Consider the following 6379-nt stretch of genomic DNA (forward strand, 5'->3'; position numbering starts at 1 on the left):
GGCGGACCATCAGTCCCGGTGGACGAATTCACTCGCGAACAGCAACGACGTGGTCCTTCAGCCAAACCACACTAACTGCTTCCCGAATGAATTCGGTCCCACGGCTGCTCGGGCTGGGTGCTTAGAACTGCGATTGCACCTGTAGACCCAGTACCAGCGCGTTGTCGACCTGGCGTACGCCATCCGGGTTTTTGATGTATTGAATATTCGGCATCACGTTGAGCCATTTAGTGGCCTGAATACCGTAGTTCAGTTCGGTTGCGTACTCCGAATGCTGCTCGGGCACATAACCGGCGTCGTTGTAGCTCAGGCCGCTTTGCTGGTTGGCGGTCGTTGCGTTGCGCAAAAACAGAGAGCTTGCGTGAATCCGTGCCACGCCAATACCCAGTGTGTCGGTGGGGCGTGCGTCGAAGGGGCCTTTATAGACCAAGCTGACTTTCTGGTAGCTGTCGACCGGCGTGGTGGCACGGTCTTGAAAGGTGGCGCTGGCGGTCATTGTCAGCCCGCGAGAATTGTCACCGGCCACGGAGGTCAATTGCTGCTTGCCCACCAGCCAGAAACCGTGGCGGCTGGAGTCGCTGCGGTAATCGTTGCCGGTGATTGCGGCAGGCTGGTTATTCTCGTCCTTGTACACGTCAGTACCGTTGGCCGTGCTGTGGTAGTAACCGATGCGGTACTCACCTGGCAACTGATTGACCTTGGGTGCCCAGACTAACTCGACGGGAAACAAAGTGCCGCTGGTGCCTGCACCGTTGAGTTTGAAGCCGTTGTCGTTTTCCAGGGTCGACGGGTTAACGTTGAACGCGGCAATTTGAGCGTAGACCTCGTCGCTCAAACGATACCGAACGCGAGCCGCCCACTGGCTAATCGGGCCATTGTAAATGCTGTTCACGTAGTTGCCCGGCTGCGATCCGCAAAATGCCAGACCCTGAAACGAGCAGTCTTCAACGGCAAAATCATCACTGACCGCAAAGCGCCCGGCCTTGATGTTCAGGGCGTCGTTGAACCAGCCTTTGCTTAACCACAATTCACTGAGCCGCGTCACACTGCCGCGGCCCTGAATTTCCTGGGTAGAGCCCAGGCTGGTGGCACGTGGGTCGTCGATTTTGTCGTTGATATTGTCGCCATTCCGGTTAGTCACGGAGACGCTGAACGCAGCGTCATTCCAGCCCAACAACTTTTGCAGGTCGATGTCGGCGCCCAAACTGAACTGGTCAGCGTAACGCGTCACTTTGTCGTGCCCGTTATAACCGCCATGCACATTGGACGCCGACTCGCCGGTGTAACCCATCTTGATATCGACGCCTTTGTTCAACCAGTCTGTGCGCAGGCCACCCCAATCGCCGGTCATCCACGGCGAGTCGACCGCAAAGGCGTCGGCAGCCTGCACGCTGGCGACCCAGGCGGGCGCGGTGCAGACGGATATCAGCAAGGTGAGTGCACGACGCTGGCGCGCCTGACGGCAAGTAATACGCGGCATGTTGATTGATTCCGTTGGGTAGTGTCGCAAAGCGGCGGGGCGAACCCCAGCCGCTAGCCTCTTTTCTTAATTGGATGCGCTGGCGGCGCCCATTTGTGCAGGCAGTTTGAGATCCTTGCGCACTTGAGTGACCTGATCGGCGTGCACGGCTGGTGCCGCGTTACCCCATGTGTTGCGGATGTAGGTCAACAACGACGCGACCTGCTGATCAGACAACTTCCAGGCGAAGCTGGGCATGGCACCGCTGGTGGGATTGTTCAGCGTAACGGCGCCACGTCCACCTTGCAGCACGGTGGTCATTAGCGTCTGGGCGTTCAATGATTGCAGGGCCGGGTTGTTTGCCAAGCCCGCCGCCAGGCCATTGATGCCCTTGCCGTCACTGTTGTGACATGCCGAGCAGTTCGCTGAGTAAACGTTGGCACCTTGCTTCATGGCGCTATCAGTGGCGGCCAACGGCTGCGGTTTGCTGGTCGAGGAACCGGGCAGACTTTTCAGATAGCTGGCCACGGCCATCAGGTCTTCATCGGTCATGTGCTGGGTGGAGTTGGTCACAGCTTCGGCCATGGGACCCGACGCCACGGCAATATCATTGCTGCCGGTTTTCAGGTACTGGACGATCTGCTCCGGGCTCCAGCCGCCAATGCCTACATAGCGATTGCCGGTAATTTCCGGCGCATGCCAGCCAGCCAAGTCGCCCCCTTGCAGGAAGGCTCCGCTCTTGTCACCGCCCAAGAGGTTTTTCCCGGTATGGCAGGCCGCACAGTGCCCCAGCCCCTGCACCAGATAGGCGCCACGGTTGATCTGCGCCGTGGCGTTGACCACTGGCACAAACGAGGTTTTGTCAAAGAACAGCAGGTTCCAGCCCATCATCATCAGGCGAATGTTGAACGGGAACGGCAACTGGTTTGAGACCACCTTGCTGTCCACCGCAGGCACGTTCTGCATGTAGGCCCAAAGGTCATGCATGTCTTGGTCGTTGACTTTGACGTAGGCGTTGTAGGGCATCGCAGGGTAAAGGTTTTCACCTTCGCGGCCCTTGCCTTCGCGCACCGCACGAGTGAACTCGGCTTCGGTCCAGCCACCGATACCGGTGGTTTTGTCCGAGGTGATGTTGCTCGCCAACAACGTGCCGAACGGGGTTTCCAGCGCGTAGCCACCGGCGAAGGGTTTGCCGTGGTTCGGGTCGGTATGGCACGCCGCGCAGTCACCCGCGATAGCGATGTAGCGACCGCGGGTTACCGCCGCGTCTTCATTGGTGGCGGGAGCATTGACCCCTTGGCTGTTGCCCTTTTGCTGGCCGGGAACAGCGATCGCGTCCGCTGCCTGAGCCATCCCAATGTTAAGCAGGAGCACGGCGGCCAGAGAACTGCCAGTGACAAGACCGGCGAAGGTTTTCCCGATCATCATGCTGGCACCTCCACCAGAGGACCGGGTTTGGCCAGGTACTGCTCGAGAATTGCCTTGGCCGTCCACAGGCTCAGTGCGCCAATCGTCGACGTCGGGTTGTAGCCTGCGTTATTGGGGAACGAGGATGCACCGAGAACAAAGACGTTGTGCACGTCCCAGCTCTGTTGATAGCGGTTGATCACGCTGGTTTTCGGGTCCAGGCCCATTACCGCGCCACCAATGGTGTGGTCACTGGCCGGCAGGTAAGGCCCGTAGTTGATGGCCGCGGAGTCAAAACCATTGACGATTTTTGCGCCCATGGCCTTGCCAATTTCCACGCTTTTATCTTCCACGAACTTGGCTGAGCGACGGTCGTTGTCGTTGTAGTCGAAGGTCACCCGGATCAGCGGATCGCCATGGGCGTCTTTGTACTCCGGGTCCAGGTCCAGGTAGCTCTCGACGTGGGAGTAGCTGGTGCCCTGGCCGAAAATGAAGGTGCCGTTCTGGAAGGCGTGGGTGTAGGCCTTTTTCCAGTCACTGCCCCAGCGCGGTGTGCCCGGCGGCAAGGTGTCTGCGTTACCGATCGGGCGGGCGCCACGGGCCACCACCAAGATGCCGGCACCGCCGATAAAACCCTTTCCGGTGTGGTCGAAATTGTCACCGTTGTAGTCGTCCACCTGAGTCGACAGCGCACCGGCACCGATGTACTGGTTAAGGTTTTCGTCTTCAAAAAACAGGTTGGCACCTGACACCGTCTGGAAGCAGTAGGCGCGGCCCACGACGCCTTTACGGGTTTCAGGGTTGTACGGCATGCCGATTTTTGAAAGCAACAGCAAGCGCACGTTCTGCATCTGGAAAGCAGAGAAAATGACGATGTCGGCTGGCTGCTCCCATTCCTTTTGGTTGCGGTCCAGGTAGGTCACACCGGTAGCCGTCTTGCCGTCTTCTGCCAGATTGGCACGCAGTACGGCGGACTCTGTCAGCACGGTGAAGTTGCTGCGCTGCATCAGCGCCGGTATGACGCACGCATTAGGACTGGATTTGGAGAAGTTGCCGCAGCCGTAGTACAGGCAATAACCGCAATAGGTGCACGGCCCCATGCGTACGCCCAGCGGGTTGGTGTAGGCCTGAGAGGCTTGGCCCGCCGGCACCATGAACGGGTGCAAGCCTAGCTTGTTGGCGCCTTCGGTAAACAGGTCGGTGAGGCGGGTGGTTGCCAGCGGCGGTAACGGGAATTCGCTTTTGCGGTTGCCCTCGAAGATGTTCGCACCTTCGATCTGCTTGCCGTTGAGCACACCGGCTTTGCCCGACACGCCGGCGATTTTTTCGAAGCGATCGTAAAAGGGCTCTAACTCATCGTAGGTGACACCCCAGTCCTGAACGATCAGGCCGTCGACCAGTTGCTGCTTGCCGTAGCGCTTGATCGTATAGGTATAGGGCTCGAAGTCGAATGGCAGGAAACGCCATGCCATGCCTGCCCAGTGCGTGCCCGAACCGCCGACGTTGTTCCCGAGTTCGTTGAGGTTCCAGTCACGGGTCGGCAATGCGGTTTGCGAGCGGTTGTTGCGAAAGGTGGTGGTTTCGATAGACGCTGGCAGCAACAAGCTGCGCCGGGTGTCCCAGCGCAATTCGTCAGTGTCCACCGACGGCGGGAAATCAGTGGAGGTTTCCACCCACGGACCGCGTTCTATCGCAACGACATTGAGCCCGGCACGGGTCAGTTCTTCGGCTATTAGGGAGCCGCACCAGCCGAGGCCGACAATTACAGCGTCCGCTTTGGGGCGTACATTCGCCATGAGTATTCCTCTTCATACAACGTCAATCACGGAGATAACGGCAGGTATCGGACGGGCCGCACTGCTCAATTTTTCGCAGGCACTGCTGCGTGCTTCTGACCTTCAGGGAGGGTTCAGAGGGTGTTGTCGATGAGGCTGGTGGGAATGATCTGCAACTTCTGACCTTTCTTGCCGATCAGGTCGCGGAAGTCATAGCGTGCGCCCGGAAAACCGATCATTTTCCAGCTGGCCATGTTCTTGTTGCCGCCATAGATGGGGTCGGCGAAGAAGCCTTCACGCACGTTGGCCAGGATCTGCTCGAACAACTCCTTAGTCTCAACACTGCTGCCCAAGTCCAACTTGCCGCTCTCCATGGCGCGCAGCAGATCGTCTTGCTGGGCACCTTCGAGTTGCACGAAGGTTTTCGAGAACGTGTGTTGGCAATGGTTGTTAATGGCAGCAAGGCCATTGCGCCAGCGCTCGGCCGGGGTCAGCGGCGACTGAGTGCCTTGCTCAGGTGTGCCTTTGACGAAGCGGCCCAAGCGATACAGGGTGGCTCCCTTGCCGTAATCCCCGGCCATCTGGCGGTCAATGAACACCGCACAACCAGCTTCCTTGCCACCGATACTCAGGTCGTCGGCCGGGATCAAACGATCAGCCAATGCGCCTGCGATGTCGAATTCCGATTGGGTGAAAAACGCCAGGCCGCCCTGGCGGGGAGCGGCCAGTGGAGGCACGCTGGCTTTGCCGGGTTCCCAGGGTTGGCCGCCGCTGATAACTTCGGCTCGCGCAACAGGCAATGTAGACGCGGCCGCCAATGCCAGTGCCGATGAAAGGAAGTCTCTGCGCTGCATAATTTATCCTGTTTGAGATGAGCTTTAATAAATGTGTAAATAGGGCGTTGAAGAGGGGGCGACAGGCTGCACGAGCAGCGTTATGCAACGGCTTATTGGTTCGTCCGGTCATTTCATGGTCGACACTCATCGCTCCCCTGAGACGTAGCTGCTGCCTGGTCTCGGAACGTGTTCGGCGGATAGGACTTGGATGAAAAACGCGTCTTTGGAGGTGTTATAAACGCGCTATAGCTATGGCGAGGGAGTCTAAAATGCGACTTCTCGTCGCACCATTAAAGATTTGACGTGTTTCCCTCAAAACCGCTCATTTGGGCAGGGTTTCGTCGATGACTATGCGCAATTGAGGGGCTATCTCAACAGGTACATCCAGGTCACCGTTGGCATACAGCAGGTGTTGGATGGCAGCTTCCGCCTGGCCTGCCGGGTCTTGGTCGAGTACCAGCGACAGCAGACCTTCGCGCAACAGTTCAGCGTGCTGCTGACTGGCTTCATGGGTAATCCACACGGGCCGGATGTCATGTTCCAGCAAGGCGTGGCGTATGCCTATCGAACCGCAACCTGTGTTATAGAGCGCGACCAGCCCATTGCCTTCGGCCAAGGCGTTATCTACTGCACGCGCGGTCTGGGCGTCGTCGTCGTAGCATTCCACCGGGCCGTTCACCACGAGATTAGGCGCTCGTTCGTGCAGCACTTCCAAAAAACCTCCCACGCGCTGTTGGTGAGCGCAGTACAGCAACGAGTTGGTCAGCAATAGCACTCGCCCGGAAGTGCGGCCAACCCATTGGCTGAGAAGGCGCCCGGCGCTGCGGCCGGCCACGCGATTATCAATACCGACATAGGTTGCCCCTTCCAGCCCGGACAGGCTGCTGGTCAGCAGCACCACC

At 58.6% G+C, this 6379-nt stretch carries 5 protein-coding genes; all 5 read right to left on the bottom strand.

Annotated features, from left to right (window positions below; all coding sequences use genetic code 11):
* Positions 1 to 121 precede the first annotated feature (121 nt).
* Positions 122 to 1480, bottom strand: a complete 1359-nt coding sequence (locus tag M0974_RS30630; RefSeq protein WP_297845708.1) for a carbohydrate porin — start codon at positions 1478 to 1480, stop codon at positions 122 to 124.
* Between the two features lie 66 nt (positions 1481 to 1546).
* Positions 1547 to 2887, bottom strand: a complete 1341-nt coding sequence (locus tag M0974_RS30635) for a c-type cytochrome (protein WP_297845711.1) — start codon at positions 2885 to 2887, stop codon at positions 1547 to 1549.
* Positions 2884 to 4662, bottom strand: coding sequence for a GMC family oxidoreductase (locus tag M0974_RS30640; RefSeq protein WP_297845713.1), 1779 nt, complete (start codon positions 4660 to 4662; stop codon positions 2884 to 2886). The genes M0974_RS30635 and M0974_RS30640 overlap by 4 nt, the downstream gene beginning before the upstream one ends.
* Before the next feature lie 113 nt (positions 4663 to 4775).
* The gene (locus M0974_RS30645; protein ID WP_297845714.1) at positions 4776 to 5495 is read right to left on the bottom strand and encodes a gluconate 2-dehydrogenase subunit 3 family protein; all 720 of its coding nucleotides are present in this window, start codon (positions 5493 to 5495) and stop codon (positions 4776 to 4778) included.
* Between the two features lie 304 nt (positions 5496 to 5799).
* Positions 5800 to 6379: substrate-binding domain-containing protein (locus tag M0974_RS30650; protein ID WP_297845717.1), on the bottom strand; the 580-nt coding region annotated here is incomplete at its 5' end.

The sequence above is a fragment of the Pseudomonas sp. genome, from assembly GCF_026224925.1.
In the GTDB taxonomy this organism is placed as follows: Bacteria; Pseudomonadota; Gammaproteobacteria; order Pseudomonadales; family Pseudomonadaceae; genus Aquipseudomonas.